The 24,818-nt window shown below is 71.4% G+C and carries 23 protein-coding genes; 14 read left to right on the top strand and 9 right to left on the bottom strand.

What is annotated here, in order from left to right; all coding sequences use genetic code 11:
• The first annotated feature begins 64 nt into the window (after positions 1 to 64).
• The 6 genes from scy (at position 65) to ACFYWX_RS30220 (ending at position 9,276) form a co-directional block, all read left to right on the top strand.
• Complete coding sequence (gene scy / locus ACFYWX_RS30245; RefSeq protein WP_389427413.1) at positions 65 to 3,979, top strand: polarized growth protein Scy; 3,915 nt, start codon at positions 65 to 67, stop codon at positions 3,977 to 3,979.
• A 184-nt stretch (positions 3,980 to 4,163) separates the two neighbouring features.
• The gene (locus ACFYWX_RS30240) at positions 4,164 to 5,099 is read left to right on the top strand and encodes a cellulose-binding protein (RefSeq protein WP_389427411.1); all 936 of its coding nucleotides are present in this window, start codon (positions 4,164 to 4,166) and stop codon (positions 5,097 to 5,099) included.
• 86 nt (positions 5,100 to 5,185) lie between these two features.
• Positions 5,186 to 6,136 (top strand): ABC transporter ATP-binding protein, encoded by a 951-nt coding sequence (locus ACFYWX_RS30235; RefSeq protein ID WP_389427409.1) that lies wholly within the window; start codon positions 5,186 to 5,188, stop codon positions 6,134 to 6,136.
• Between the two features lie 2 nt (positions 6,137 to 6,138).
• A complete protein-coding gene (locus ACFYWX_RS30230; RefSeq protein ID WP_389427407.1) occupies positions 6,139 to 6,909 on the top strand; it encodes an ABC transporter permease in 771 nt (256 codons plus the stop codon).
• Positions 6,910 to 7,096: 187 nt separating this feature from the next.
• Positions 7,097 to 8,410, top strand: coding sequence for an ABC transporter ATP-binding protein (locus ACFYWX_RS30225; protein ID WP_389427405.1), 1,314 nt, complete (start codon positions 7,097 to 7,099; stop codon positions 8,408 to 8,410).
• Positions 8,407 to 9,276, top strand: a complete 870-nt coding sequence (locus ACFYWX_RS30220; RefSeq protein WP_389427403.1) for an ABC transporter permease — start codon at positions 8,407 to 8,409, stop codon at positions 9,274 to 9,276. Before ACFYWX_RS30225 ends, ACFYWX_RS30220 begins: the two co-directional genes overlap by 4 nt.
• Positions 9,277 to 9,285: 9 nt before the next feature.
• On the opposite strand, the gene ACFYWX_RS30215 is transcribed toward ACFYWX_RS30220, so the two are convergent.
• Complete coding sequence (locus ACFYWX_RS30215) at positions 9,286 to 9,615, bottom strand: ATP/GTP-binding protein (protein WP_389427401.1); 330 nt, start codon at positions 9,613 to 9,615, stop codon at positions 9,286 to 9,288.
• 222 nt (positions 9,616 to 9,837) lie between these two features.
• Here ACFYWX_RS30215 and ACFYWX_RS30210 point away from each other — a divergent pair, with 222 nt between their 5' ends.
• Entirely contained in the window at positions 9,838 to 10,866 is a 1,029-nt protein-coding gene (locus ACFYWX_RS30210; protein ID WP_389427399.1) for an LLM class flavin-dependent oxidoreductase, read from the top strand.
• A 69-nt stretch (positions 10,867 to 10,935) separates the two neighbouring features.
• Here ACFYWX_RS30210 and ACFYWX_RS30205 read toward each other — a convergent pair whose 3' ends face one another.
• A complete protein-coding gene (locus ACFYWX_RS30205) occupies positions 10,936 to 11,328 on the bottom strand; it encodes an SCO5389 family protein (protein WP_037680606.1) in 393 nt (130 codons plus the stop codon).
• A 252-nt stretch (positions 11,329 to 11,580) separates the two neighbouring features.
• Between ACFYWX_RS30205 and nucS the strand changes: the two genes are divergently transcribed.
• Positions 11,581 to 12,252, top strand: a complete 672-nt coding sequence (nucS, locus tag ACFYWX_RS30200) for an endonuclease NucS (protein ID WP_389427396.1) — start codon at positions 11,581 to 11,583, stop codon at positions 12,250 to 12,252.
• Between the two features lie 87 nt (positions 12,253 to 12,339).
• Here the strand turns inward: nucS and ACFYWX_RS30195 are convergent, their stop codons facing one another.
• The 4 genes from ACFYWX_RS30195 to ACFYWX_RS30180 form a co-directional block, all read right to left on the bottom strand.
• Complete coding sequence (locus ACFYWX_RS30195; protein ID WP_389427394.1) at positions 12,340 to 14,886, bottom strand: ATP-binding protein; 2,547 nt, start codon at positions 14,884 to 14,886, stop codon at positions 12,340 to 12,342.
• 266 nt (positions 14,887 to 15,152) lie between these two features.
• On the bottom strand, positions 15,153 to 15,476 hold the full coding sequence (locus ACFYWX_RS30190) for an STAS domain-containing protein (protein ID WP_389427392.1): 324 nt from the start codon (positions 15,474 to 15,476) through the stop codon (positions 15,153 to 15,155).
• Between the two features lie 153 nt (positions 15,477 to 15,629).
• Positions 15,630 to 16,478, bottom strand: a complete 849-nt coding sequence (locus ACFYWX_RS30185) for a 3-hydroxyacyl-CoA dehydrogenase family protein (protein ID WP_389427390.1) — start codon at positions 16,476 to 16,478, stop codon at positions 15,630 to 15,632.
• Between the two features lie 170 nt (positions 16,479 to 16,648).
• Entirely contained in the window at positions 16,649 to 17,290 is a 642-nt protein-coding gene (locus ACFYWX_RS30180; protein WP_389427388.1) for a TetR/AcrR family transcriptional regulator, read from the bottom strand.
• Positions 17,291 to 17,380: 90 nt separating this feature from the next.
• Here ACFYWX_RS30180 and ACFYWX_RS30175 point away from each other — a divergent pair, with 90 nt between their 5' ends.
• Genes ACFYWX_RS30175 through ACFYWX_RS30165 form a run of 3 tightly spaced genes read left to right on the top strand, consistent with a single transcriptional unit; the run spans position 17,381 to position 19,507 of the window.
• A complete protein-coding gene (locus tag ACFYWX_RS30175; protein ID WP_389427386.1) occupies positions 17,381 to 18,163 on the top strand; it encodes an ABC transporter ATP-binding protein in 783 nt (260 codons plus the stop codon).
• 8 nt (positions 18,164 to 18,171) lie between these two features.
• Positions 18,172 to 18,921, top strand: a complete 750-nt coding sequence (locus ACFYWX_RS30170) for an ABC transporter permease (RefSeq protein WP_389427384.1) — start codon at positions 18,172 to 18,174, stop codon at positions 18,919 to 18,921.
• A 13-nt stretch (positions 18,922 to 18,934) separates the two neighbouring features.
• Positions 18,935 to 19,507 (top strand): cob(I)yrinic acid a,c-diamide adenosyltransferase, encoded by a 573-nt coding sequence (locus ACFYWX_RS30165; protein ID WP_389427382.1) that lies wholly within the window; start codon positions 18,935 to 18,937, stop codon positions 19,505 to 19,507.
• A 122-nt stretch (positions 19,508 to 19,629) separates the two neighbouring features.
• Here the strand turns inward: ACFYWX_RS30165 and ACFYWX_RS30160 are convergent, their stop codons facing one another.
• Both ACFYWX_RS30160 and ACFYWX_RS30155 read right to left on the bottom strand, forming a co-directional pair.
• Positions 19,630 to 19,827 carry a DUF5708 family protein gene (locus ACFYWX_RS30160; protein ID WP_389427380.1) on the bottom strand — a complete coding sequence of 66 codons (198 nt, stop codon included), beginning with the start codon at positions 19,825 to 19,827 and terminating at the stop codon, positions 19,630 to 19,632.
• Positions 19,824 to 20,405 (bottom strand): hypothetical protein, encoded by a 582-nt coding sequence (locus ACFYWX_RS30155; RefSeq protein ID WP_389427378.1) that lies wholly within the window; start codon positions 20,403 to 20,405, stop codon positions 19,824 to 19,826. Before ACFYWX_RS30155 ends, ACFYWX_RS30160 begins: the two co-directional genes overlap by 4 nt.
• 144 nt (positions 20,406 to 20,549) lie before the next feature.
• Here ACFYWX_RS30155 and ACFYWX_RS30150 point away from each other — a divergent pair, with 144 nt between their 5' ends.
• The 3 genes from ACFYWX_RS30150 (at position 20,550) to ACFYWX_RS30140 (ending at position 24,334) form a co-directional block, all read left to right on the top strand.
• Positions 20,550 to 21,734 (top strand): sensor histidine kinase, encoded by a 1,185-nt coding sequence (locus ACFYWX_RS30150; RefSeq protein WP_389427376.1) that lies wholly within the window; start codon positions 20,550 to 20,552, stop codon positions 21,732 to 21,734.
• Positions 21,731 to 22,381: a response regulator gene (locus ACFYWX_RS30145; RefSeq protein ID WP_389427374.1), complete on the top strand. Its 651-nt coding sequence runs from the start codon at positions 21,731 to 21,733 to the stop codon at positions 22,379 to 22,381. Before ACFYWX_RS30150 ends, ACFYWX_RS30145 begins: the two co-directional genes overlap by 4 nt.
• Before the next feature lie 129 nt (positions 22,382 to 22,510).
• Positions 22,511 to 24,334 (top strand): glycosyl hydrolase family 18 protein, encoded by a 1,824-nt coding sequence (locus tag ACFYWX_RS30140; protein ID WP_389427372.1) that lies wholly within the window; start codon positions 22,511 to 22,513, stop codon positions 24,332 to 24,334.
• A gap of 14 nt (positions 24,335 to 24,348) precedes the next feature.
• On the opposite strand, the gene ACFYWX_RS30135 is transcribed toward ACFYWX_RS30140, so the two are convergent.
• Positions 24,349 to 24,795: a DUF2550 domain-containing protein gene (locus ACFYWX_RS30135; protein ID WP_389427370.1), complete on the bottom strand. Its 447-nt coding sequence runs from the start codon at positions 24,793 to 24,795 to the stop codon at positions 24,349 to 24,351.
• Between the last annotated feature and the right edge of the window lie 23 nt (positions 24,796 to 24,818).

Below are 24,818 nucleotides of genomic sequence, written 5' to 3'. Positions count from 1 at the left end.
GTTCGGCGGATGGACGGGGCTCGTACGGAGAAGGTTGCGACCAGGGGACGGATGGGACCGCGCAGTGCGGGGCTACGAGAGCCAGGAGCGGGAGCCGGCGGCTGACGTCGACCACCTCACTCGGTTCGAAGCCGAGATGAAACGGCTGAAGACCGAGCGGGAAAAGGCGATCCAGCATGCCGAGGACCTCGGCTACCAGGTCGAGGTGCTGCGCGCCAAGTTGCACGAGGCGCGGCGCACACTCATGTCCCGGCCCGCCTTCGACGGCGGGGACATCGGCTATCAGGCCGAACAGTTGTTGCGCAACGCCCAGATGCAGGCGGACCAGCTGCGCCAGGACGCCGAGCGCGAGCTGAGCCAGGCACGGGCGCAGACCCAGCGGATCCTGCAGGAGCACGCCGAGCAGGCCGCGCGCCTCCAGGCGGAGCTGCACCAGGAGGCCGTCTCCCGGCGCCAGCAGCTCGACCAGGAACTGTCGGAGCGCCGGCAGACCGTCGAGTCGCACGTCAACGAGAACGTGGCGTGGGCGGAACAGCTGCGCGCCCGTACGGAGCAGCAGGCCCGCCGTCTCCTCGACGAGTCCCGTGCCGAGGCCGAGCAGGCGCTGGCCGCGGCCCGCGCGGAGGCCGAACGGGTCGCTTCCGAGGCCCGGCAGCGGCTGCAGAGCGACGCCGAGACGGCACGCGCCGAGGCCGAGCAGCTCCTGCGCCGCGCCCGTACGGACGCCGAGCGGCTGCTGAACGCCGCCTCCACGCAGGCCCAGGAGGCCACCGACCACGCCGAGCAGCTGCGCACCTCCACCGCGACCGAGTCGGACACCGCCCGCCGCCAGGCGGGCGAGCTCAGCCGTGCCGCCGAGCAGCGCATGGCCGAGGCGGAGACCGCGCTGCGCGAGGCGCGCGCCGAGGCGGAGAAGCTGGTCACCGAGGCCAAGACGGCCTCCGAGAAGGCGATCTCGAGCGCCGAGTCGACCAACGAGCAGCGCACCCGTACGGCGAAGGAGCAGGTCGCCCGCCTGGTCAGCGAGGCCACCAAGGAGGCCGAGACCACCAAGGCGGACGCCGAGCAGATCGTCGCGGACGCCCGCGCCGAGGCGGAGAAGGTCCTCACCGAGGCCGCCGAGAAGGCCCGTACGCTCACCGCCGAGGAGAGCGCGACCCAGCTGTCGAAGGCGGCCAAGACCGCCGAGGACGTCCTCAACAAGGCACAGGAGGACGCCCGCGGCACCACGAAGGCGGCGGCCGAGGAGGCGGAGCGGATCCGCCGCGAGGCCGAGGCCGAGGCGGACCGGCTGCGCGCCGAGGCGCACGACATCGCCGAGCAGCTCAAGGGCGCCGCGAAGGACGACACCAAGGAGTACCGCGGCAAGACGGTCGAGCTGCAGGAGGAGGCCCGCCGGCTGCGCGGCGAGGCCGAGCAGCTGCGCTCCGACGCGGTCGCCGAGGGCGAGAAGATCCGCGCGGAGGCCCGCAGGGAGGCCGTCCAGCAGATCGAGGAGGCGGCGAAGACCGCCGAGGAGCTGCTGTCCAAGGCGAGGGCCGACGCGGACGAGCTGCGCCAGAAGGCCACCACGGACAGCGAGAAGGTCCGCACGGAGGCGATCGAGCGGGCTACGACGCTGCGCCGGCAGGCCGAGGAGACCCTGGAGCGCACCCGCCAGGAGGCCGAACGGCACCGCGCCGAGGTCGTCGAGCAGGCCGAAGCGGTCCGCACGGACGCCGAGCGGGACGCGCTCGAACTGCGCGAGGAGGCCGAGCGCGCGGTCGCGGCCCGCCAGGCGGAGGCCGCCGAGGAGCTGACGCGGCTGCACACGGAGGCCGAGCAGCGGCTCGCCGCCGCCGAGCAGGCGCTGACCGAGGCCCGGGAGGAGGCCGCGCGCATCCGTCGCGAGGCCGCCGACGAGGCCGAGCGGCTGCGCGGTGAGGCCGCCGAGCGGATCCGTACGTTCCAGCAGCAGGCCGAGGAGGAGGCCGAGCGGCTGCGCAACGAGGCCGCCGCCGACGCGTCCGCGTCCCGAGCCGAGGGCGAGGCCGTCGCCGTCCGTCTGCGGTCGGAGGCCGCGGCGGAGGCGGAGCGGCTGAAGTCGGAGGCCCAGGACACCGCCGACCGGGTGCGTGCGGAGGCGCAGGCCGCCGCCGAGCGGCTGGCCACGGAGGCGTCGGAGACACTGGCCGCCGCCCAGGAGGAGGCCGCCCGGCGCCGCCGCGAGGCCGAGGAACTCCTCGGCGCCGCCCGCCAGGAGGCCGACCAGGAGCGTGAGCGGGCCCGCGAGCAGAGCGAGGAGCTGCTGGCGTCGGCGCGCAAGCGCGTGGAGGACGCGCAGACCGAGGCCGTACGCCTGGTCGAGGAGGCCGACCGGCGCGCCACCGAGATGGTGTCGGCGGCCGAGCAGCACGCCCAGCAGGTGCGCGACTCCGTCGTCGGGCTGCACGAGCAGGCGCAGGAGGAGATCACCGGGCTGCGCAGCGCCGCCGAGCACGCGGCGGACCGTACGCGCCGGGAGGCCGAGGAGGAGGCGGACCGGGTCCGCTCCGACGCCTACGCCGAGCGGGAGCGGGCCGGCGAGGACGCGTCCCGGCTGCGGCGCCAGACGCACGAGGAGGCGGAGGCCGCCAAGGCGCTGGCCGAGCGTACGGTCGCGGAGGCGATCGACGAGTCGGAGCGGCTGCGTTCGGACGCGGCGGCGCACGCCCAGCGGGTCCGTACGGAGGCGTCGGACACCATCGCGCAGGCCGAGCAGGACGCGTCGCGCACCCGGGCGGACGCCCGCGAGGACGCCAACCGGATCCGGTCGGACGCGGCGACTCAGGCGGACACTCTCATCACCGAGGCGCGTTCCGAGGCGGAGCGGCTGCAGACGGAGACCATCGCGGAGGCCGAGCGGCTCCAGTCGGAGACGGCCACCGAGGCGGAGCGGGTACGGACCGAGGCGATCAACGAGGCCGAGCGGCTGCGGTCGGAGACCGTCGCCCAGGCCGAGCAGCTCCTCGGTGACGCGAGCGGCGAGGCGGAGCGGCTGCATGCCGAGGCCGCCGACACGGTGGCGTCCGCGCAGCAGCACGCCGAGCGGACCCGCGCCGAGGCGGCGCGCGTCAAGGCGGAGGCGGCTGCGGAGGCCGACCGCATGATGTCCGTGGCCCGCGAGGAGGCCGACTCGACGCTGGACGAGGCCCGCAAGGACGCCAACAAGCGGCGCTCCGAGGCGGCCGAGCAGGTCGACAAGCTCATCACGGAGACCACGGCCGAGGCGGACAAGCTGCTCACCGAGGCGCAGCAGCAGGCGCTGAAGGCCACCGCGGACGCCGAGTCGCAGGCGGACACGATGGTCGGCGCGGCCCGCACGGAGGCCGACCGCGTCGTCTCCGAGGCGACCCGCGAGGGCAACGCGCGCGTGGAGAGGGCCCGTACGGACGCGGACGAGCTGCTCGTCGGCGCGCGTCGGGACGCCACGGCCATAAGGGAGCGCGCGGAGGAGCTGCGCGAGCGCCTCACGTCGGAGATCGAGGAGCTGCACGAGCGGGCCCGCCGCGAGGCCGCCGAGACGATGAAGTCGACGGGCGACCGCTGCGACGCGCTGATCAAGGCGTCCGAGGAGCAGCTCGCCAAGGCGCAGGCCAAGGCGAAGGAGCTGGTCTCGGACGCCAACTCCGAGGCGGGCAAGGTCCGTATCGCCGCGGTGAAGAAGGCCGAGGGCCTGCTGAAGGAGGCCGAGCAGAAGAAGGCGGCGCTCGTCAGGGAGGCCGAGGAGCTCAAGGCCGAGGCGATCCGCGAGGCCCGGCGCACGGTCGAGGAGGGCAAGCGCGAGCTGGAGATCCTGGTGCGCCGTCGCGAGGACATCAACGCCGAGATCTCCCGTGTCCAGGACGTCCTGGAGGCGTTGGAATCCTTCGAGACCCCGTCAGGGGCCAAGGACGGCGCGGTCAAGGCCGGCGCCACAGTGGGCGCACCTCGATCGGGTGGCAAGCCCTCGGAGAGCTAGCGGAGCGGTCGGATTCCGGTGTTGTCTGGGGCCTTTGACCAAGTTTTTGGCAAGCCGTCCACGGGTTAGCCACTCAAAAGGGGTGTCATTCTCCAGATCAAACACGTATCCGCTCGATGACACACCGCTTCGGCCCCTAGGATTCCACCTATCACCTCACCGGTCCTCATTCGACAGGAACCCCATGAGCGACACTTCCCCCTACGGCTTCGAGCTTGTGCGGCGTGGATACGACCGCGCTCAGGTGGACGAACGCATCTCGAAGCTCGTCTCCGACCGTGACAGCGCTCTGGCCCGTATCACCGCCCTCGAGAAGCGCATCGAGGAGCTCCACCTCGAGACGCAGAACGCCCAGGCCCAGGTAAGCGACGCCGAGCCGTCGTACGCCGGTCTCGGCGCGCGTGTCGAGAAGATCCTCCGCCTCGCCGAGGAAGAGGCCAAGGACCTGCGCGAGGAGGCCCGTCGCGCGGCCGAGCAGCACCGCGAGCTCGCCGAGTCCGCGGCGCAGCAGGTCCGCAACGACGCAGAATCGTTCGCTGCGGAGCGCAAGGCCAAGGCGGAGGACGAGGGCGTCCGGATCGTCGAGAAGGCCAAGAGTGACGCCTCGCAGCTGCGTTCCGAGGCGCAGAAGGACGCGCAGTCGAAGCGTGAGGAGGCCGACGCCCTCTTCGAGGAGACCCGCGCCAAGGCCGCCCAGGCCGCCGCCGACTTCGAGACCAACCTCGCCAAGCGCCGCGAGCAGTCCGAGCGCGACCTGGCGTCGCGTCAGCAGAAGGCCGAGAAGCGCCTGGCGGAGATCGAGCACCGCGCCGAGCAGCTGCGCCTGGAGGCGGAGAAGCTGCGCACCGACGCCGAGCGCCGCGCCCGCCAGACGGTGGAGACCGCCCAGCGCCAGGCCGAGGACATCGTCGCGGACGCGAACGCCAAGGCCGACCGCATCCGCTCGGAATCCGAGCGCGAGCTGGCCGCCCTCACCAACCGCCGCGACTCCATCAACGCCCAGCTCACGAATGTGCGCGAGATGCTCGCCACGCTCACGGGCGCCGCGGTGGCCGCCGCCGGCACGCCGAGCGACGACGAGCCGATCTCCCGCGGGGTCCCGGCCCAGCAGTCCCGGTAACGTTCCGGCGGCTGAAGTGTGAACAACTGCGAAGCCCTCTGCCAGTCCGGTGGCAGGGGGCTTCGTCGCGTTCTAGCGTGAACCGCATGATCGAGCTCGAGGGGCTGACGAAGCGGTACGGCGAGAAGGTGGCGGTCAACAACCTCACGTTCGCCGTCAGACCGGGCATCGTGACCGGGTTCCTCGGGCCCAACGGTGCCGGGAAGTCGACGACGATGCGCATGATGCTCGGGCTCGACCGGCCCACCGCCGGGCACGTCCGTATCGACGGCAGGCGCTACGAGCAGTTGAAGGACCCGCTGACGTACATCGGCGCCCTGCTGGAGGCGAAGGGCGTGCACGGCGGGCGCAGCGCCTTCAACCATCTGCTGTGCCTCGCGCAGAGCAACGGCATCCCGAAGAGCCGCGTGCACGAGGTCCTCGACACGGTCGGGCTCACCGCGGTCGCCCGCAAGAAGGCCAAGGGGTTCTCGCTGGGCATGGGCCAGCGGCTCGGCATCGCGGGCGCGCTCCTCGGTGACCCTCGGATCCTGATGTTCGACGAGCCGGTGAACGGCCTCGACCCCGAGGGCATCCACTGGATCCGCAACCTGATGAAGTCGCTGGCGGCCCAGGGGCGGACCGTGTTCGTGTCGAGTCACCTGATGAGCGAGATGGCGCTGACCGCCGACCACCTCGTCGTCATCGGGCAGGGGCGGCTGCTCGCCGACACCTCCATGGCCGACTTCATCGAGCGCAACTCGCGCAGCTACGTCCGGATCCGCTCCCCCCAGCGCGAGCGACTGCTCGACGTGCTGCACGGGGCCGGGATCACCGTCGTGGAGACCGGCAACGGCACGCTCGAGGTGGACGGCGGTAAATCGGAGCTCATCGGGGAGCTGGCGGCGCAGCACCAGCTTGTGCTGCACGAGCTGAGCCCCCAGCAGGCCTCGCTGGAGGAGGCGTTCATGCAGCTGACCGCGGAGTCGGTCGAGTACCACGCGCACACCGACGCGCCTGTGTCCCAGCAGTGGGGCGACGACTGGAGGAGGGGCTGAGCATGGCGGCGACCCAGGTCATCCGCTCCGAGTGGACGAAGATCCGCTCCGTCGCGTCCACCGTGTGGACGCTCTCCCTCGCCGTGGTCGTCACCATCGCCCTCGGCATGCTGATCTCCGCGCTGTCGAAGAACGAGTTCGACACGATGAGTGACCGGGACCGGCTCTCCTTCGACCCGACGTTCATCAGCTTCGCCGGGATGACCCTCGGCCAGCTCGCGATGATCGTGTTCGGGGTGCTGGTGGTCTCCAACGAGTACAGCACCGGCATGATCCGCACGTCCCTGGCCGCGGTGCCGCGGCGGGGCACCTTCCTGTTCTGCAAGATCGCGGTGGCCGCCGGGCTCGCCCTGGTCGTCGCCATGGCCACCAGCTTCGCCACGTTCTTCCTGGGGCAGGCGATGCTCGGCTCGCATCGCGCGCAGCTCGGCGACCCCGGTGTGCTGCGCGCGGTCGTCGGCGGCGGCCTCTACATGACCCTCATCGCGGTGTTCTCGATGGGCGTGGCCGCGATGCTGCGCTCGCCGATGCTGTCGCTGGGCATCCTGATGCCGTTCTTCTTCCTCATCTCCCAAATCCTGGCCAACGTCGACGCGACGAAGAAGATCGGCCGGTTCCTGCCCGACCAAGCCGGCAGGCGGATCATGCAGGTGGTCACCCCGATCGACGACGACACCCCGTACGGCCCGTGGGGCGGACTCGCAATCATGGCGGTGTGGGCGGTGGCGGCGCTCGCGGGCGGCTACGTCCTGCTGAAGAGGAGGGACGCCTAAGGGGTCCTTGCACCATGCCCGCCCGGGTCGCGCGTTCATAGTGCAAGGACCCCTAAGGGCCTACCCGGCGGATCATGGCGTGACCTTTTACTTCCTCTTGGGCGGAACCGTCAGCGCCCCGATAAGCTCCTAACCCTTACGGGGGGCGTATGCCCCGCTGTCCTGAACCTTTCGATGGGTGCGGAGCATGATCGAGGCAGTCGGCCTGACCAAGCGCTACGGCGACAAGACCGCTGTGTACAACCTTTCCTTCCAGGTGCGGCCGGGCGCCGTCACCGGCTTCCTCGGACCCAACGGCTCGGGCAAGTCGACGACCATGAGGATGATCCTCGGCCTGGACAACCCCACCGCGGGCTCGGTGACGATCGGCGGCTATCCGTACCGCAAGCTGCCGAACGCGCCCCGCCAGGTCGGCGCCCTGCTGGACGCCAAGGCTGTGCACGGCGGCCGTGCCGCCCGCAACCACCTGCTGAGCCTGGCCCAGCTGTCGGGCATCCCGGCCCGGCGGGTGGACGAGGTGCTGGGCGTGGTCGGGCTTCAGGACGTGGCCCGCAAGCGGTCCAAGGGGTTCTCGCTCGGTATGGGCCAGCGGCTCGGCATCGCCGCCGCGCTCCTCGGCGACCCCCAGGTGCTGCTCTTCGACGAGCCGGTCAACGGCCTCGACCCCGAGGGCATCCTGTGGGTGCGCAACCTGATGAAGGCGCTCGCCGCGGAGGGCCGCACGGTCTTCGTCTCCTCCCACCTGATGAGCGAGATGGCGCTGACCGCCGACCACCTCATCGTCATCGGACGCGGTCAGCTGCTCTCCGACATGAGCGTGAAGGACTTCATCTCGGCGAACTCGGCCGACTTCGCCCGTGTGCGCACCCCGGAAACCGAGCCGCAGCTGCGCGAGAAGCTGACGTCGGCGCTGACCGAGGCCGGCGGACAGGTGATGCCGGAGCAGGACGGCGCGCTGCGGGTGACGGGACTGCCGCTGCCCCGCATCAGCGACATCGCCCACGACACCGACGTACGCCTGTGGGAACTGTCGCCGCATCAGGCCTCGCTGGAGGAGGCGTACATGCGGATGACGCAGGGCGTCGTCGACTACCGCTCGACCATCGACCAGAGGGCCGGCCTCCAGCAGCAGCTGCCGCCCGGCGCGCAGCCGCCGATGCCGGTGCCGGGGCAGGGCCAGCCGGGCTGGTACGCGCCTCCGCCGCCCCAGCAGGGCGGGCAGCCCTTCGCGCCGCCGCAGGGTCAGCCTGGGCAGGCCCCCACGGGCCCGTACGGCGCCGCGCAGCCGCCCGCCGGGCCGTACGGCGCCCCGGGTGCTCCCGCGGCTCCCGGCGCGCCCGTGGCGGCTCCGGGCCCGGGACAGCCCAACCCGTACGCGCAGCAGGCCCAGCCCGCGCCGCAGGGCCAGGCCCCGGCGGCCGCACCGGCGCCGGCTCCCGCGCAGCCCGCCTCCGCCCCTCAGCCCGCCGTCGACACGACCAAGTCCGAGGACGCCCGATGAGCACCCCCCAGCCGCAGATGCCGCAGGCCGCGCCCAACTGGCAGGCGGCGCCCGGCCCTTCGTACCCCGGTTACACCTCGCCGATCCCCGTCGTACGCACGCACTTCGGACACGCCCTCACCTCGGAGTGGACGAAGATCAAGTCGGTGCGCTCCACGATGTGGACGCTGGGCGTGTTCGTCCTGCTCGTCGTCGGCATCGGGCTGCTGGCGGGCGGGCTGGTGGCCGCCAACGCCGCGGAGAGCGACCTGGCCGGCGAGAACCCGCTGTCGTTCGGCTTCTTCGGGCTGCTCCTGGGCAGCATGTGCATCATCACGCTCGGCGTGTTGACCACGGCCTCGGAGTACGGCACCGGCATGATCCGGACCACGATGACCGCGTGCCCGTCCCGCGGGCGGGTGCTGGCGGCGAAGGCGATCGTCTTCTTCACGGTGGCGTTCGTCGTCACGCTGGTCTCGGCCCTGCTCATCGCGTTCGCCGACGTGGCCATGCTGACCGGCGCCAGGGAACCCTCGGGCGGCGAGTGGCTGAAGGGCACGGTCGGTGTCTCGTTCTACATCGCGCTGCTCGGGCTGGTCTCGCTCCTCGTCGGTTCGATCATCCGGCACTCCGCCGGCGCCATCACCATCATGATCGGCCTCGTCCTCGCCCCGCTGGTCATCGCGCTGTTCATGTTCTCGGAGTCGCTGGCGGACCTGCGCCAGGCCCTGTTCGAGTACTCGATCCCGAACCAGCTCAGCGTGTTCTACTCCACCTCGCTCACCGATACCGGCCCGTCCGGCTGGGACCCGCTGTGGATCATCCTGGGCGTCACGGCCGCCGCGTTCGCCGGCGCCGTCGCGCTGCTGGAGAAGCGGGACGTGTAGGCCGGGCCTTCAGAATCTCGGCGCGTTACGGGACCGCCGCACCCCCGGGGTGCGGCGGTCCCGTGCGTTCCAGCACGCCTTGTGCCAGTGCCGGCGGTCGTCGACGCCCGCGTGCTCGGGCCAGGTCACGACGTGCGGCACCCCGTCGGGGATCATCTGGTCGCAGCCGGGGCAGCGGTACGTCTTGCCCTGGGCGCTCGCCCCGGCCACGTGCCGCACGTTCCACTCCTCGCCGTCCCAGCTCACCGAGGACTGCCAGCCGCCGTAGCGACCCGTGCGGTCTTCTTCGGCGCTCCGGGACGAGTCGGCACCCTTGGGCCGGTTGCGACGCGGGGACACGGGACACCTCACGGGGCTCTACAGGAAGCACGGGCCGTGTCCAGCCTACGCGGCCCGAAGCGGGGTACGCGTAGGGCACCAACCCCCACAAGTACCCCTCCCCGGCGGCCCATTCTCCAGACAATCGGCAAATCTCCTCGCCAAGCCGTGTCCTCGGCACGTGTCGGGCGGTTATGCCCGGCGGGGGAGCTCCGTGTCGGAGCCAAGGAAGCAGGAAGTGCCATGCGCGTTGGAAGTTTCGTGTTGGCGGCCCAGTTCCCGGGTCAGGGCCAGGGGGAGGCGCTGCACCGGGCGGTCCGCTCCGCCGAGGTCGCCGAGGAGGCCGGGCTGGACTCGGTCTGGCTGGCCGAGCACCACTTCGTTCCGTACGGGACCTGCCCGTCGGCGGTCACCCTCGCCGCCCTGCTGCTCGGCCGCACCAGCCGCATCCGGGTCGGCACCGCCGTCAGCGTACTGCCCACCGTGCACCCCGTCGCCCTCGGCGAGCAGGCCGCGCTGCTGCACATGACGAGCGGCGGGCGCTTCTCCCTGGGCGTCGGACGCGGTGGCCCGTGGGTCGACCTGGAGGTCTTCGGCGCGGGCCTGGAGGCGTACGAGGAAGGGTTCCCGGAATCACTCGATCTGCTGGTCCGCTGGCTGCGCGAACCCTCCGTCGGGGCCTTCGGCGACCGCTTCCGCTTCCGCGAGGTCCCCGTCGTCCCCAGGCCCTCGGAGTCCCTGACGGAAGAGGAGGGCCCGGAGGTGATCGTCGCCTGCACCTCCCCGGCGAGCGTGCGCCTCGCCGCCGAACGCGGGCTGCCGATGCTGCTCGGCATGCACGTGGGGGACGAGGAGAAGGCGGAGATGGTCGCCCTGTGGCGGCAGTGCGCACGCGCGGTCGGGCGGCCCCCGGAAGAGGTCCTCGGCGCGGGCCATGTCTCGGCCGGCGTCTGCCAGATCGCGGACCGGCGCACGGACGCGGTGGAGGCACTCGTGAAGGCCATGCCGGGTTGGCTGAAACAGGGGCTCGACGCGCATATGACAGTGGACGGCCGACCGCGCCAGATGCGCGATCCGGTGGCGTACACCGAGCTGCTCTGCGGGCTGCACCCGGTGGGCACCCCGCGGCTGTGCGTCGACCGTCTCGCCGCGACCAGCGAGCGCACCGGCATCTCCCGCTTCGCCCTGCTCGTCGAGGGCTCCGGGGATCTGGCGGCGACGGAGGAGAACCTTCAACGGCTAGGCGCCGAGGTGCTCCCCCACCTCGGCTGAGGAACCGTGCCTGCCGCTCCGGCTGGAGCACCTCCCGCGTGCGGAGCGGCAAGCAAGCGGTCCACCGCGTCAGCAGTCCCGGAACTCGGGTGACTGGTTCAGCAGTTGGCTGCGCACCGAGGTGAAGCGGGCCAGCTTCTCGTCGACCGAGGGGTCCAGCGGGAACACGGCCACCCGGTGGCAGTTCTGGAAGGCCAGCCGCACACCGAAGTGCCGCTGCAGGGCGCCGCGTATGGCGTCACTCGCGAGCGCGCGCAACAGCTGGCCGCGCGCCTGCTCGTCCGGCGGAGGCGTCTGGTTGTCGGCGAACGCTCCGCCGTCGACCTTCAGCTGGGCCACCAGGGAGCTGATCATCTCCCATGCGTAGGGCAGGGAGGTCCGGACGCAGTCGACGAATTCTGCTTCGTCCACCTCGCCTCGCTCGGCCTGTTCGAGTAGGGCCGGTGAGACGTCGAGCGACATGGGTACTCCTCTCGCACCCCCGCACAGCAGGGGTTGCCGGACACGGAATGGGGGACCGCACGCAAAAACGTCGAGCACGCTGAGTACACGCATCGCGACCTCCCGTTCACTACGGTAGGCAACAGACGGTGACGGCACCAGGAGAATGCGAACATGGGCAACTCCCGTCTGGCACACAATCGGCCACGACGTAACAGGGGTCATCCAGGGCGAATCGCGTGCACCCACGCCCGTCGAGTAGCGTTGCCGACCATGCGTCTCGTCATCGCCCGATGCTCCGTCGACTACGCGGGCCGGCTCACCGCCCACCTTCCCTCCGCCCCCCGTCTGATCCTGGTGAAGGCGGACGGCAGCGTCTCCATCCACGCGGACGACCGGGCCTACAAGCCCCTGAACTGGATGTCGCCGCCCTGCACGCTGAAGGAGGGCACGGGCGAGGAGGACGGCGTCTGGACCGTCATCAACAAGGCGGGCGAGAAGCTCATCATCACGATGGAGGAAGTCCTCCACGACTCCACGCACGAACTCGGCGTCGATCCCGGCCTGATCAAGGACGGCGTGGAAGCGCACCTCCAGGAACTCCTCGCCGACCGCATCGAGACCCTCGGCGACGGCTACTCGTTGATCCGGCGCGAGTACATGACGGCCATCGGGCCCGTCGACATCCTCTGCCGGGACGCCGACGGCCAGACCGTCGCGATCGAGATCAAGCGGCGCGGTGAGATCGACGGGGTCGAGCAACTCACGCGTTACCTGGAGCTGTTGAACCGCGATCCCCATCTCGCCCCGGTCCGCGGCGTCTTCGCCGCCCAGGAGATCAAGCCCCAGGCCCGAGTCCTCGCCACCGACCGCGGCATCGGCTGCCACGTCCTCGACTACGACGCCCTGCGCGGCATCGAGGACGACAAACTCCGGCTGTTCTGAGGCTCTCGCTTCCGGCGGACAGGCCAGCGCCCTGATTCTCGCCGCCCCCCCTTTCGCGGCGGAAAGGGGGGCGCGCGGAGGACACGGTCAGATGATCTGGTCGGAGGCGCTCGGCGTTTGCGCAGGGCCGCTCTCCGACGCGCTGGCCGTCGTGTTCGTCGGGGTGCTGGAGTCGGCGGGGCCGCTGGCCGTGTCGTTGGTGGACGGGGCGGGCTCCGTCGGGGTCGTCGACGGCGGAGGCGTCCCGGGATCGGTCGTCGGATCGGGGGACGTGTCCGTGGGGCTCGACGGTGCCGTAGGGCTCGTCGGCGACGACGGCGGCTTCGGGGACGTCGGCTTCGGGGACGTCCGGGACGGCGAAGGCGACGTCTCGTCCGTCCCCCGCGTGCCGCTCGGCGTGTCCGACGGCTCGTCGATCCGCGTCGGTGTCGGGTCGTCCGTCGTGCCGAAGGTGCCGTCGGGGCCGGGATCCGTCGGCCGGCTGGTCGCCTTGCCGGTGTCGCCGTTGCCGTCGTCCTGCTTGGGCACGTCCGCGCCCAGGCTGCCGTCCTCCAGGCCCTGACTGGCGGACGGGTTGACGCCGACCCTGTCGGACGGGGGCTTGCCGTCGTTGTCGGAGGTGGCGCCGAGCGTCACCACCGTGCCGAGGACCGCCGCGAGCAGTGTGCCCGCGCCGACCGCCACGAGGTTGCGCCGGACCAGTCCCGTGAGGCCGCCCCGGCCGTGACGCGCGGGCTGGCCGGACGGGGCGGACGCCTGGTGGGTGACGAGGGTCTCGCTGACGGGAGGCTGCAGCTGGGGGAAGGCCGACAGCGCCGCGGGGACACCGCCCGCGGGCGACGCCGACTCCTCGGAGCGCGCGTCGGGCACCTCCTCCCCCGCCATCGCGGCCGCGAGGCCCGGCACGTCACCCGTCCGGTCGGCGACCAGGGCGAGCGCGCGGCGGCCGGAGACGGTGCCGCGCTTGTCGGCGAGCGCGCCGCGCAGGCCGATGGAGGCCTCCAGTTCGGCGCGGGCCCGGTCGAGCTGTCCCTCGCAGAGCGCGAGGACGCCGAGTTCGTGGTGGAAGTAGGCCTGTTCGGCGACCTCCCCGGCGAGCCGGGAGGCCTCCGCGCCGGCCCGCAGCGCCCGCTCCCAGGCACTCCAGTGCAGCCCCGCGGCGAACGCGGGCGCGGCCGTGCGGGCGAGCTGGACGGTGATGCTCCCCTCGTCCTCGTCCTCGCCTTCGGCGGCCGGGGAGGTCAGCGGCACCAGGACGCCCAGCGCGGCGAGCAGGGCGTCGGCCTCGGCGCACACTCTCTCGGGCGTGACCGAGGGGTGTCCGGCCCACCAGGTGTAGTGCCGGGCGGCGGCGAGGGCGCGCGCTTCGATGTCGTCGCCGTATCCGGCGGCCGCCAGCTGCGCGGGCACCCCGGCGGCGAGCCGGTAGCGGGAGCCGGCCGGCGAGACCAGTCCGCAGGCGGCCAGTTCACCGAGGGCGGCGTCCGCGTGGGTGTCGCCGACGAGCGCGGGCAGGTGCGCCTGGTGCGGGACCTCGCCGTCGAGGGCGACGGCGAAGCGCAGGGTGGCGCGGGCGGAGTCGCTGAGCCGGGCGGCGAGCAACGGCGCGGGCGCGGCGGCCTCACCGAGCGACGGAAGGGGCGTCCGCCCGCCGTCGTCGGCATCGAAGTCGAAGGGGGCGGCGTCGACCGGAGGCGCGTCCTCGAAGACGCCGAACTCGTCGACCGCCACGGCACCGGCGCGCAGGTCGTCGCGCTGGCTCAGCAGCGCACCGGCCTGGAGGAAGCGCAGCGGCAGGCCCTCGGACTCGAACCAGAGGTCACCCGCCCAGTTGGACTCCTCCTCGGTGAGCGCGCGGCCCACCACACGCTCGATGAGGTCCACACCGCCGGCCCGGTCGAGACCGCCCAGGCCGACCTCCTCGACGGCCGAGGCGGCGGAGGGAGCGGGCACGTCGGGGGTCGCGGCGAACAGGAAGGCGCACTCGGGCGTCGCGGTCAGCAGCTCGTCGAGCCCGGCGCCGCCGAACTCGAGGTCGTCCACGACGACGACCGCGCCGATCTCGCGGACGAGAGAGAGCAGTTCGCCGCGTTCGGGGCGGTACAGGGGTGCGTCGTAGGCGGCGTAGAAGAGGTCGTGCAGGAGGTCGCTCGCCGTGCGGTGGAAGCCGCCCAGGCGGATCACGCCCTCGGGAGCGAGGTCGGCGCAGTCCTCGGCGACGACGTCGAGGAGGCTGGTGCGGCCGGAGCCTGCGGGGCCGGTGAGGCGTACGGAGCGGCCGCGGGCGAGCAGCCGTACCAGTTGCTCGCGCTCGTCCTGGCGGCCCAGGAGCGGCAGGGCGGGCTGGGCGGGACCCGGCGGGACGGGTGGCTTGGCGGCCCGGTCGGTCTCGGCGCGCGCGGCGGCGGTGAGCTTCTCGGGCCTGCCGGGCCGCTCGGCCGGCGGGCAGAGCTCTATCTCGCTGCCGTCGACGGGGTTGACGGTGAGCAGGTGCTCGCCGGAGACCAGCTGGACCGTGCGGGCGAGCGCCGGTGCGGACTGGCCGAAGTCGGGTGTGAGGGGGTCCCTGGACGGGCGCGGGCGCGACGCGTGGCCGTCGCCGTACTCCTCGGGTCCCCGGCTGTTCGGGTCCATAGGTCCAAGCCCCCCAAAAGCGTTCGTGTGCATGTGCGAGCCCCTCCCGGCCTTGCCGCACACCTCGCTGTCGCTTCTGGTCCGGTGCCCGCTCGGAGCTGTCAGGGCGGCGGGCAGCCGAACCCTAAACCTTCGCACAGTATCTACGACAGTCCGGGGTACCGCGCCGCCCGAGACATCACAGTCTCGTGAGGATTCTGCGCGCCGATCGTTTCGCCTCGGGGCCCGGGTCTCCCCCGTCCGCGGGTTCACACCCGCGACTGGTCTCACACCCGGGGCAGTGACTCCACCCCGATGCCGCCCTCGATCGCCAGGATCCGGTGCAGCCGGGTCGCCACCAGCAGGCGCTGCATCTGCGGCGGTACGCCGCGCAGCACCAGGCGTCGGCCGCAGCGGCCGGCTCGCCGGTGGGCGCCCATGATCACCCCGAGTCCGGTGGCGTCCCAGAATTCCAGTTCGCTCAGGTCGAGCACCAGGTCGCCGACGCCGCCGTCGACGGCCGAGTGCAGGACCGTACGGGCGTCCGCCGCGCTGCGGACGTCGAGGCGGCCCCCGACGACCAGCTCGGCGTGGTCGCCCCTGATGTACATATGCGCTCCCGTGAGTACGTCGGCGTGCTTCACGATGTGACATGTCTAGGTGATGCAACCTCTGACGGCACGAGCCCCTCGGAGGTTGCCGTCTGTAAGCGAACCGATACCGAATTCACCCCATGGCGTGACGCCTGAGGGGCGTGTGCGGTGTCAGTGCTTGTAGAAGCCCTGCCCGCTCTTGCGTCCGATGTCACCGGCGTCAACCATCCGGCGCATCAGCTCCGGCGGGGCGAACTTCTCGTCCTGGGACTCGGTGTAGATGTTGCTGGTGGCGTGCAACAGGATGTCGACGCCGGTGAGGTCCGCGGTGGCGAGCGGGCCCATGGCGTGACCGAAGCCCAGCTTGCAGGCGAGGTCGATGTCCTCGGCGGTAGCGACGCCCGACTCGTAGAGCTTGGCGGCCTCGACGACGAGGGCGGAGATGAGGCGGGTGGTGACGAAGCCGGCCACGTCCCGGTTGACGACGATGCAGGTCTTGCCGACGGACTCGGCGAACTCCCGCGTGGTGGCGAGGGTTTCGTCGCTCGTCTTGTAGCCGCGCACCAGCTCGCACAGCTGCATCATCGGGACCGGGGAGAAGAAGTGGGCACCGACGACCCGCTCCGGGCGCTCCGTCACGGCCGCGATCTTGGTGATGGGGATGGCGGAGGTGTTGGAGGCGAGCACGGCGTCCTCGCGCGTGATCTTGTCGAGCGCGCGGAAGATCTCGTGCTTGACCTCCAGCTTCTCGAAGACGGCCTCGACGACGATGTCGGCGTCGGCGACGGCGTCCAGATCGGTGGTCGCGGTGATGCGGGCAAGAGCCGCGTCGGCGTCGTGCGCCTCCAGCTTGCCCTTGCTCACGAACTTGTCGTACGACGCCTTGATGCCGTCGGTGCCACGCTTGAGTGCCTCGTCGGTGACGTCGCGCAGGACGACGTCCCAGCCCGCCTGCGCGGAGACCTGGGCGATGCCGGATCCCATGAGACCGGCCCCGATGACGGCGAGCTTCCGTGCCACTCCGACTCCCCTTGTGAACGACTGTCAGTACGACCGCGCGTCGACTGTGCGAGCGCTTACACGCTGTTTACGCATGTTCTCTGGGGCGGACACTAGCGCTCGGGAAGGGCTGTGTGACCGGTAAGTAATGCGCGTCACGTCTCACATGACGGACATCACACCGACACCGCTCAGCCCGCGCCTCGGACGGCGTAGTTGAGCACCTTCTCGCTCAACAGCTCCTCGATGTCGTCGAGAAGCACGAGCACGTCGCGGGACACTTCGTCCGGATTGCGCCCTGCGACCATCTCACGGCCGATGGCCACGAAGACGGTCTGGTGGATCCAGACGACCTGACCCGCGATCAGGTTCGGCAGCCGGTCGTCCGCGGCGGCGCCGGTCTCCTCACGCAGGGTCGCCTCGAGGTGATCGTGAACCTCCTGCTGGAGGCTCCACAGCCGGGAACGGAGCGGCGGAGCCTCGTGGATGACGCGCAGGAAGCGGTCGTATCCCTCCATCAGACCGACGCGGGGGGAGACCGCCTCGACCTCGGCCCGCAGCTCGCGCAGGACGGCCCGGGCGGCGGACTCCCCGGCGTCCCGGCCGCGCACCCAGCGCGAGAGCCGGTCGACGATGCCGGCGGAGCGGTCGAAGAAGAGGTCCTCCTTGGCCGGGAAGTAGTTGTAGACGGTGTTCACCGAGACGTCGGCGGCCTCGGCCACCTCCGCGATCGTCACCGTCACGAAGCCGTGCTCCAGGAACAGCCCCGTGGCGATGTCCGAGATGCGCTGCCTGGTCTCGCGCTTCTTCCGCTCCCTGAGCCCCTCTGCCATGCGCTCATCGTAGGTCGGCCGGCCAGTCGCTGGGGTCTCTGAAAATTTGGAGCCATTGCAAACTTTAATAGACTCTGTTTTTCTGGGGTCATGGCAATCATCAGTACGGCCGGTCTGGCCCGTACCTTCCAGACGAAACGCGGCCCGGTGGAGGCCGTGCGCGGCATCGACCTCGCCGTGCGCGAGGGCGAGATCCTCGGCTTCCTCGGCCCGAACGGAGCGGGCAAGACCACCACCCTCCGGATGCTCACGACCCTGCTCGCCCCGACCGGCGGCGCGGCCACGGTCGCGGGCCGCGACCTGGCGAGCGACCCTGCGGGGGTGCGGCGCGCCTGTGGCTATGTGGCGCAGTCGGGCGGGGTGGACCCGCAGATCTCGGTGCGGGAGGAGCTGGTCACCCAGGGCCGGCTGTACCGCCTGACGAAGGCCCAGGCGTCCGAGCGTGCCGAGGAGTTGGCGCGGGAGCTGGACCTGACCGATCTGCTCGACCGCAAGGCGGGCGCGCTCTCCGGCGGTCAGCGGCGCCGCCTCGACATCGCGATGGCGCTCACGCACCGCCCGAAGGTGCTGTTCCTCGACGAGCCGACGACCGGCCTGGACCCGGGCAGCCGCGCGGACCTGTGGAACCTGGTCCGCCGCCTGCGCGACGAGCACGGTACGACCGTCTTCCTGACCACCCACTACCTCGACGAGGCGGACGCCCTCTCCGACCGCCTGGTGATCGTCGACAAGGGAGTGGTCGTGGCCGAGGACACGCCGGGCGCGCTGAAGCTGGCGCACGGCGGCTCGATCGACGCGACGCTCCAGGACACGTTCCTCGCCATCACGGGCCGCGGACCGATGCCGGCCGACTCGACCCCCGTAGCCGTATAGGACCCCCGATGCTGTTCCACGACACCGCGCTCGTCTACGGGCGCTACCTCCGTCAGTCCCTGCGCTCCCGCTTCGCACTGCTCTTCGGCGTGCTGATGCCGCTGCTGTACCTGCTGTTCTTCGGCCCGCTGCTGACGGACCTGCCGCTCGGCGGGCAGGCGAGCTCCTGGCAGGTCCTGGTCCCCGGGCTGCTGCTCCAACTCGGCCTGTTCGGGGCGGCCTTCGCGGGCTTCGCGATCATCATCGAGAAGGGGCAGGGCGTGGTGGAGCGCATGCGGGTCACGCCCGTCAGCCGCCTTGCCCTGCTGCTCGGCCGCGTGCTGCGCGACGCCACGGTGTTCGTCTTCCAGGCGGTGCTGCTGGTGCTGGCGGCCGTGGCGATGGGACTGCGTGCTCCCCTGCCCGGGGTCCTGATCGGCTTCGCGTTCGTCGCCCTGCTCACGGTGTCGCTGGCGTCGCTGTCGTACGCGCTGGCGATGAAGGTTCACACGCCCGGGGAGTTCGGCCCCGCGATCAACGCGATGACGATGCCGGCCATGCTCCTGTCCGGCCTGATGCTCCCCATGACGCTGGGCCCCGCCTGGCTGGACGTCCTCTCCCACCTCATGCCGTTCCGCTATCTGGTGGACGCGGTGCGGGACGCGTACGTCGGCTCGTACGCGACGGCTCACATGCTCTACGGCGTCCTGGTGGCCGTCGGTCTGACCACCGTGGCCGTGACAGTGGGCACAAGGGTCTTCCGCACGTCGGGGGCGTAATTAGGCTGGCCTCATGGTCAATCTGACGCGCATCTACACCAAGACCGGCGACAAGGGCACCACCAACCTCGGTGACATGAGCCGGGTCGCCAAGACCGACCTGCGGATCGCCGCGTACGCGGACGCCAACGAGGCGAACGCGGTGATCGGGGCGGCGATCGCGCTGGGCGGGCTGGAGGAGGAGGTCGTGAAGGTCCTCACCCGCGTGCAGAACGACCTGTTCGACGTGGGCGCGGACCTGTCGACGCCGGTCGTGCAGAACCCGGAGTTCCCTCCCCTGCGGGTCGAGCAGTTCTACATCGACAAGCTGGAGGCGGACTGTGACCGCTTCAACGAACAGCTGGAGAAGCTCCGGTCCTTCATCCTCCCCGGCGGCACTCCGGGCGCGGCCCTGCTCCACCAGGCCTGCACGGTCGTCCGCCGCGCCGAGCGCTCCACCTGGGCGGCCCTGGAAGCCCACACCGACACGATGAACCCCCTCACGGCGACCTATCTCAACCGCCTGTCCGACCTCCTGTTCATTCTGGCGAGGACGGCGAACAAGGCCGCGGGCGATGTCCTGTGGGTCCCTGGCGGCGAACGCTGAGCCAACCCGGCCCGGCCGGGGGTCCGGGGTTGTCCCCCGGAAGATGCAGCATCTTGGCCAGGATGGCGAACAAGGAGGTCGGAGACGTGTTGTGGGTGCCGGGTGGGGAGCGCTGAGGCGGCCTATCGTCTCCCCGCCGGCGGGCGGGCCGCCTGGTACAGGCCCGTCAGGACGAGGGCGCCGCCGACGCACATCATGGCGACGCCCACCTTCGTCAGGGTGACGACCGGGAGCTCCACTCCCCCGGCGAACAGCCTCAGCACCAGGCCGATCGCGAAGGTGGCGGCGCCCTCCAGCAGATTCCTCGACGCGCGGCTCATCGGCGGACGCTCTCCTTTCGGGGTGCGGTCTGCTCCGGCTCTCCCGCCGGGGCCTTCCTCGGCCAGATCGTGTACGACAGGGCGATCAGGCCGTAGATGCCGACCGTGCGCAGGGCCACCCACTGGAAGCTGCGCAGGGAGCTGACGTCCCCGGAGTCGCCGACGTACCAGACGGCGAGCTGGAGCAGGACCAGGGCCACGGCTCCGCCGAGGACCGCCCGCAGCCACAGCTTGGCCTCGTGGCGGGCGCGGGCCCGGCCGTAGCGCGGAGGTCCCGTGGGCTTGGGTGCCCCGGACAGCCGGTGGGCGGCGTGGCCGTCGAGCCAGCGGATCATGTAGTGGCCGTAGGCGACGGTGAATCCGATGTACAGCGCGGCCAGGCCGTGCTCCCAGCTCGGTTCGGCCCCGCCTCGCAGGTCGATCGCCGTGACGACGAACAGGACCACCTCCAGCAGGGGCTCGCACAGCAGCAGGGCCACGCTGGTCCGGCGCCACTTCAGCAGGTAGCGCACGGCCAGGCCCAGCGCCAGCAGCACCCAGAAGCCGACCTCACAGGCGACGATCAACGTGATGATCACAACGGACTCCCTTCGTTCACCCTTCCAGGCTCCCGTCGGGATCCGCGTGCTTCGTCGTCGCCGTTGCTGAACTCGCGGTACATCGAAAGATGCAGTCCAGGACCCTTCCCGCGGAGCAGGTGGGCGGGGCGCGGGGCGTGTTGGATGGAGGGCATGGCCGCACGACGACTGCCCCGTCCGCACCGCTTCGACGTCTATGTCGCGATCGGTGGCCTGCTCGGCGGCCTGTTTCTGGTGGTCTGCCGTCTGGGCGTCCGGACGTCCGACGATCCGGTCACCCTCTTCGACGGACACTGGGCGGTCCTGGTGCCGCTCGGTGTGATGGCCGGCTGCGAGCTGCTGCGCCGGACCGCCCCGCGCACCGCCCTGCTGACCGGCACGGTCGCCATCACCGCGGACCTCATGACCCAGGGCAACGTGGCCACGGTCCTGATGTTCACCGATCTCGTGTACGCGGCCGTCCTGTACGGCCCGCCCGCCTCGGCCCGCCGCATCCCCCGGATCACCGGGCTGCTCATGGTCGCCGGGGCTGTGGTTCCGTTCGCGGTGTGGCGGGTGCCGGAAGCACTGCTGATCGGGGTGCTCGTCGGCATCGTGGCCTTCGGGCCCGCCGCCACCGGCTGGATCGTCCGCGACCACCGCGACGCCGCCGAGGCGGCCCGGCTGCGCGCCGAGCAGACCGCGCTGCTCGCCGAGATGGACCGCGTCCAGGCCGTCACCGCCGAACGTGCCCGGATGGCCCGCGAACTGCACGACATGGTCGCCAACCATCTCTCCGCCATCGCCATCCATTCCACCGCCGCGCTCTCCCTCGACGACGCGAAGACCTCCCAGGAGGCCCTCGCCGTCATCCGGGAGAACAGCGTCGAGGGTCTGGCGGAGATGCGGCGGCTGATCGGGATCCTGCGCGACGGCAGCGGGGACCACGAGCCCGCCGCCGCACCCACGCTCGACGGCCTGGAGGCCCTGGTCGACACCGCCCGGGCCAACGGCCTCGACGTCGACCTCGACGCCGGCCAGGGCGAGGTTCCCGCCCCCGTGGAACTCGCCGCCTACCGCATCGTCCAGGAGTCGCTGACCAACGCCCTCAAGCACGCCTGCCCCGGCCGCGTCACCGTCTCGCTCGCCCGGCGCGACGGCGTACTCGATGTGCGGGTGACCAGCCCGTACGGTCATCGGGACGGCCCGCGCGCCCCGGGCTCGGGCGCCGGCCTGGTCGGCATGCGGGAGCGGGCCACGCTGCTGGGCGGCACGCTGCAGGCCGCCCCCGACGGCGCCCTGTGGACCGTACGCGCCACCCTCCCCCTCACCGAAGGAGACCCCGCATGAACCGCACCGTCCGGGTCCTCGTGGCCGAGGACCAGTCCGCCGTCCGTGCCGGGCTGGTCCTCATCCTGCGCAGCGCGCCCGACATCGAGGTGGTCGGCGAGGCGGCGGACGGGGAGCAGGCGGTGGCGCGGGCGCGGGAACTGCGGCCGGACGTGGTGCTGATGGACGTGCAGATGCCACGCCTGGACGGGGTGTCGGCCACCCGGCAGGTCGTGGCGGAGCAGCTCGCCGACGTGCTCGTGCTCACCACCTTCGATCTCGACGAGTACGTCTTCGGGGCGCTGCGGGCCGGTGCGGCCGGGTTCCTGCTCAAGAACACGGAGGCGAAGGACCTGCTCGCGGCCGTGCGCACGGTGGCGGGTGGCGAGGGTATCGTCGCCCCGGCCGTCACCCGCCGGCTCATCGCCGAGTTCGCCGCCGGGCCCGTACGGGATCCGAAGGCCGATCCGGCCGTCGTCCGGACGCTGACCCGGCGCGAGCGGGAGGTGCTGTCCTGCCTGGGCGACGGGCTGTCCAACGCCGACATCGCGGTCCGGCTCGAGATGGCGGAGGCGACGGTGAAGACCCACGTCAGCCGTCTGCTGGGCAAGCTGGAGCTGCGCAGCCGGGTCCAAGCGGCCGTACTGGCACAGGAGTTGGGGATCTAGCACGGCAACCGCGCGGTGGTCCAGACCTATTGACCTATGGTCCAGACCTTTCTATTCTCGCGGCACTGTGAGAGGGCGTGAGGCTCAGTCACGCGCTCCCCCCGACCACCTCATACGAGGAGGCGCAGCATGCGCTTCAGACACAGAGCCGCGGCAGGGTTCGCGACCCTGCTGCTCCCGCTGGCCGGACTGGTCGGCCTCGCGAGCCCCGCCCAGGCCGCGACGTCCGCGACCGCCACCTACACCAAGGCCTCCGACTGGGGCACCGGCTTCGAAGGCAGGTGGACCGTCAAGAACACCGGTACCACCACCCTCAGCTCCTGGACGGTCGAGTGGGACTTCCCCTCCGGCACGTCCGTCACCTCCGCCTGGGACGCCGACGTCACCTCGTCCGGTACCCACTGGACCGCCAAGAACAAGTCCTACAACGGCTCCCTCACCCCCGGCGCCTCCGTCTCCTTCGGCTTCAACGGCGCCGGCAACGGCTCCCCCACGGGCTGCAGGCTCAACGGCGGCAGCTGCGACGGCACGTCCGTCCCCGGCGACACGGCACCCTCCGCGCCGGGCACCCCCACCGCCTCCGCCATCACCAACACCTCGGTGAAGCTGTCCTGGAGCGCCGCCACCGACGACAAGGGCGTCAAGAACTACGACGTCCTGCGCGACGGCGCCAGGGTCGCCACGGTGACGACCACGTCGTACACCGACACCGGCCTGACCGCCGGCACCGACTACTCCTACTCCGTCCAGGCCCGCGACACCGCCGACCAGACCGGCCCGGTCAGCGGCGCGCGCGCCGTGCGGACCACAGGCGGCACCACGGAGCCCCCGCCCACCGGCGACAAGGTCAAGCTCGGCTACTTCACCGAGTGGGGCGTCTACGGCCGCAACTACCACGTCAAGAACCTGGTGACCTCGGGCTCGGCCTCAAAGATCACGCACATCAACTACGCGTTCGGCAACGTCAAGAACGGCCAGTGCGTGCTGGACGACTCCTACGCCGCCACCGACAAGGCCTACACCGCCGACCAGTCCGTCAGCGGCGTCGCCGACAGCTGGGACCAGCCGCTGCGCGGCAACTTCAACCAGCTGCGCCAGCTGAAGGCGAAGTACCCGCACCTCAAGGTGCTGTGGTCCTTCGGCGGCTGGACCTACTCCGGCGGCTTCGGCCAGGCCGCGCAGAACCCGGCCGCGTTCGCCAAGTCCTGCAAGGCCGTGGTGGAGGACCCGCGCTGGGCCGACGTCTTCGACGGCATCGACATCGACTGGGAGTACCCGAACGCCTGCGGCCTGACCTGCGACACCTCCGGCGCCGCGGCCTTCAAGAACCTGATGCAGGCCCTGCGTACCGAGTTCGGCTCGAACTACCTGGTCACCGCGGCCATCACCGCCGACGGCTCCTCCGGCGGCAAGATCGACGCGGCCGACTACGGCGGCGCCTCCGCTGCCGTCGACTGGTACGACGTGATGACGTACGACTACTTCGGCGCCTGGGCGAACACCGGCCCGACCGCCCCGCACTCGCCGCTCACCTCGTACTCCGGCATCCCCACCGCCGGCTTCAATTCCGCCGACGCGATCGCCAAGCTGAAGGCGAAGGGCGTCCCCTCGGCCAAGCTGCTCCTCGGCATCGGCTTCTACGGCCGCGGCTGGACCGGCGTCACCCAGTCCGCCCCCGGCGGCACGGCGACCGGCGCGGCGCCCGGCACCTACGAGGCGGGCATCGAGGACTACAAGGTGCTCAAGACGTCCTGCCCGGTCACCGGCACGATCGCCGGCACGGCGTACGCGCACTGCGGCAGCAACTGGTGGTCGTACGACACCCCGGCCACGATCGCCGGAAAGATGACCTGGGCGAAGAACCAGGGCCTGGGCGGCGCGTTCTTCTGGGAGTTCAGCGGTGACACCACCGGTGGCGAGCTGGTGAGCGCCATCAACAGCGGACTGTCGTAAAAAGGTTCGTCGAGCTACGCCACGTTGACACGCTGACCGGGCGGGGCCGCCTCCAGCCACGCGAGGAAACCGGTCAGCGCGTCTTCGCTCATCGCGAGTTCGAGGCGCGTCCCCCGGTGGAGACAGGTGAGGATGATGGCGTCGGAGAGCAGCGCCAGCTCCTCCTCGCCCTCGGGCAGCCGGCGTCCGGCCACCTCGATCGAGGCACGTTCCAGGACGCGGCGCGGGCGGTAGGCGTAGGAGAAGACGCGGTACCACTCGACGCGGTCGCCGTTGTAGCGGGCGACGCCGTAGCTCCAGCCCTTGCCGCTGGTGTCCGGATCCTCGGGGACGTCCCAGCGCAGGGAACAGTCGAACGTGCCGCCGGAGCGCTGGATGAGTCTGCGGCGCAGGCCGAAGACGAACAGTCCCAGCACCACCAGGGCCACGACGATTCCACACACAGTCAGAGCGAGGACCATCGGCACCGACCTCCTCGTCTCCT

The organism is Streptomyces sp. NPDC002888 (assembly GCF_042888465.1).
Classification (GTDB): domain Bacteria; phylum Actinomycetota; class Actinomycetes; order Streptomycetales; family Streptomycetaceae; genus Streptomyces.
Note: the sequence above shows the minus strand (reverse complement) of the source record. Positions and strands in the feature narration are given on the sequence as shown.

What these genes read in the sequence shown, in the direction of transcription:
- ACFYWX_RS30135 (WP_389427370.1), bottom strand. Translation starts at nt 24,795, where the DNA reads ATGGTCCTCGCTCTGACTGTGTGTGGAATCGTCGTGGCCCTGGTGGTG.
- ACFYWX_RS30165 (WP_389427382.1), top strand. Translation starts at nt 18,935, where the DNA reads ATGGTCAATCTGACGCGCATCTACACCAAGACCGGCGACAAGGGCACC.
- ACFYWX_RS30235 (WP_389427409.1), top strand. Translation starts at nt 5,186, where the DNA reads ATGATCGAGCTCGAGGGGCTGACGAAGCGGTACGGCGAGAAGGTGGCG.
- ACFYWX_RS30210 (WP_389427399.1), top strand. Translation starts at nt 9,838, where the DNA reads ATGCGCGTTGGAAGTTTCGTGTTGGCGGCCCAGTTCCCGGGTCAGGGC.
- ACFYWX_RS30180 (WP_389427388.1), bottom strand. Translation starts at nt 17,290, where the DNA reads ATGGCAGAGGGGCTCAGGGAGCGGAAGAAGCGCGAGACCAGGCAGCGC.
- ACFYWX_RS30160 (WP_389427380.1), bottom strand. Translation starts at nt 19,827, where the DNA reads ATGAGCCGCGCGTCGAGGAATCTGCTGGAGGGCGCCGCCACCTTCGCG.
- ACFYWX_RS30140 (WP_389427372.1), top strand. Translation starts at nt 22,511, where the DNA reads ATGCGCTTCAGACACAGAGCCGCGGCAGGGTTCGCGACCCTGCTGCTC.
- ACFYWX_RS30240 (WP_389427411.1), top strand. Translation starts at nt 4,164, where the DNA reads ATGAGCGACACTTCCCCCTACGGCTTCGAGCTTGTGCGGCGTGGATAC.
- ACFYWX_RS30220 (WP_389427403.1), top strand. Translation starts at nt 8,407, where the DNA reads ATGAGCACCCCCCAGCCGCAGATGCCGCAGGCCGCGCCCAACTGGCAG.
- ACFYWX_RS30190 (WP_389427392.1), bottom strand. Translation starts at nt 15,476, where the DNA reads ATGTACATCAGGGGCGACCACGCCGAGCTGGTCGTCGGGGGCCGCCTC.
- nucS (WP_389427396.1), top strand. Translation starts at nt 11,581, where the DNA reads ATGCGTCTCGTCATCGCCCGATGCTCCGTCGACTACGCGGGCCGGCTC.
- ACFYWX_RS30230 (WP_389427407.1), top strand. Translation starts at nt 6,139, where the DNA reads ATGGCGGCGACCCAGGTCATCCGCTCCGAGTGGACGAAGATCCGCTCC.
- ACFYWX_RS30225 (WP_389427405.1), top strand. Translation starts at nt 7,097, where the DNA reads ATGATCGAGGCAGTCGGCCTGACCAAGCGCTACGGCGACAAGACCGCT.
- ACFYWX_RS30145 (WP_389427374.1), top strand. Translation starts at nt 21,731, where the DNA reads ATGAACCGCACCGTCCGGGTCCTCGTGGCCGAGGACCAGTCCGCCGTC.
- ACFYWX_RS30195 (WP_389427394.1), bottom strand. Translation starts at nt 14,886, where the DNA reads ATGGACCCGAACAGCCGGGGACCCGAGGAGTACGGCGACGGCCACGCG.
- ACFYWX_RS30205 (WP_037680606.1), bottom strand. Translation starts at nt 11,328, where the DNA reads ATGTCGCTCGACGTCTCACCGGCCCTACTCGAACAGGCCGAGCGAGGC.
- ACFYWX_RS30175 (WP_389427386.1), top strand. Translation starts at nt 17,381, where the DNA reads ATGGCAATCATCAGTACGGCCGGTCTGGCCCGTACCTTCCAGACGAAA.
- ACFYWX_RS30170 (WP_389427384.1), top strand. Translation starts at nt 18,172, where the DNA reads ATGCTGTTCCACGACACCGCGCTCGTCTACGGGCGCTACCTCCGTCAG.
- ACFYWX_RS30150 (WP_389427376.1), top strand. Translation starts at nt 20,550, where the DNA reads ATGGAGGGCATGGCCGCACGACGACTGCCCCGTCCGCACCGCTTCGAC.